This is a genomic window from Meridianimarinicoccus aquatilis, assembly GCF_004358675.1.
GTDB lineage: Bacteria > Pseudomonadota > Alphaproteobacteria > Rhodobacterales > Rhodobacteraceae > Meridianimarinicoccus > Meridianimarinicoccus aquatilis.
In genome coordinates this window covers 20,001-21,562 of sequence record NZ_SMZO01000056.1, presented here as the reverse complement: position 1 = coordinate 21,562, position 1,562 = coordinate 20,001, and the positions used below count along the sequence as shown (strand labels likewise).

Below are 1,562 nucleotides of genomic sequence, written 5' to 3'. Positions count from 1 at the left end.
CGGAACTTACCCGACAAGGAATTTCGCTACCTTAGGACCGTTATAGTTACGGCCGCCGTTTACTGGGGCTTCAATTCGGAGCTCTCACTCCTCCTTTTAACCTTCCAGCACCGGGCAGGCGTCAGACCCTATACGTCGTCTTGCGACTTCGCAGAGCCCTGTGTTTTTAGTAAACAGTCGCCACCCCCTGGTTTGTGCCCCCGCCCAAAAGTTGCCTTCTGAACGGGCCTCCTTCTCGCGAACTTACGGAGGTATTTTGCCGAGTTCCTTAAATGTGGTTCTCTCAAGCGCCTTGGTATTCTCTACCAGTCCACCTGTGTCGGTTTAGGGTACGGTCTGATGGAGGGCTATTTCCAGGAACCGGTTAGCGGCCCGCCCAATCCGATAAGGGCGAACAACGTCTCCGATCCGTCACATCCTCCTGGCCTAGGAATATTAACCTAGTTCCCATCGTCTACGCATTTCTGCCTCGACTTAGGGGCCGGCTTACCCTGCTCAGATTAGCTTTAAGCAGGAACCCTTGGACTTTCGGCGACAGGGTCTCTCACCCTGTTTGTCGCTACTCATGTCATCATTCTCACTAGTGATCACTCCACCGGATGGCTCACGCCCCGGCTTCAACGTAAACACTGTTATCTGCGCTACCGCTTCGCTGCTTGAGCGCGGAGTTGCCTCCTTGCCTGCACAACGGGCGGTAAAACAGATAAAGTGTTATATCACACTACGCTCCGCTACCATGCCTTACGGCATCCTCAGCTTCGGCTCATGGCTTGAGCCCCGTTACATCTTCGCCGCAGGACAACTTATTTAGACCAGTGAGCTGTTACGCTATCTTTAAAGGATGGCTGCTTCTAAGCCAACCTCCTGGTTGTTTTGGTCGTCCCACCTGCTTTCCCACTTAGCCATGAATTAGGGGCCTTAGCTGGAGGTCAGGGTTGTTTCCCTCTCCACTACGGGCGTTAGCACCCGCAGTGTGTCTGCCATCTAGTACTCCCGGGTATTCGGAGTTTGGTTAGGATCAGTAAGCCTGTGGGGCCCCATTACCCATCCAGTGCTCTACCCCCCGGGGTATTCGGATGACGCTCTACCTAAATAGATTTCGCGGAGAACCAGCTATCTCCGAGTTTGATTGGCCTTTCACCCCTAGGCACAACTCATCCCGACCTTTTTCAACAGGTGTGGGTTCGGACCTCCAGTACGTGTTACCGTACCTTCATCCTGGTCATGCCTAGATCACTCGGTTTCGGGTCTGATCCACCTAACTCATGCGCCCTATTAAGACTCGCTTTCGCTGCGCCTACACCTAACGGCTTAAGCTTGCTAGATAGACCAAGTCGATGACCCATTATACAAAAGGTACGCCGTCAGCTCGCAAGGAGCCTCCGACTGATTGTAGGCGTTCGGTTTCAGGTACTGTTTCACTCCCCTCGTCGGGGTGCTTTTCACCTTTCCCTCACGGTACTGGTTCGCTATCGGTCAGTAAGGAGTACTTAGCCTTCGAGGGTGGTCCCCCGATCTTCAGACAGGATTTCACGTGTCCCGCCCTACTTAATACGTCAGAT

General features: G+C 53.4%; 1 rRNA gene (only partly in view). It reads right to left on the bottom strand.

Annotation, left to right across the window (positions count from 1 at the left end):
- Nucleotides 1–1,562, bottom strand: a 23S ribosomal RNA gene (locus E2L05_RS17145); its annotated part runs 424 nt beyond the window's last position; the annotation flags it as partial.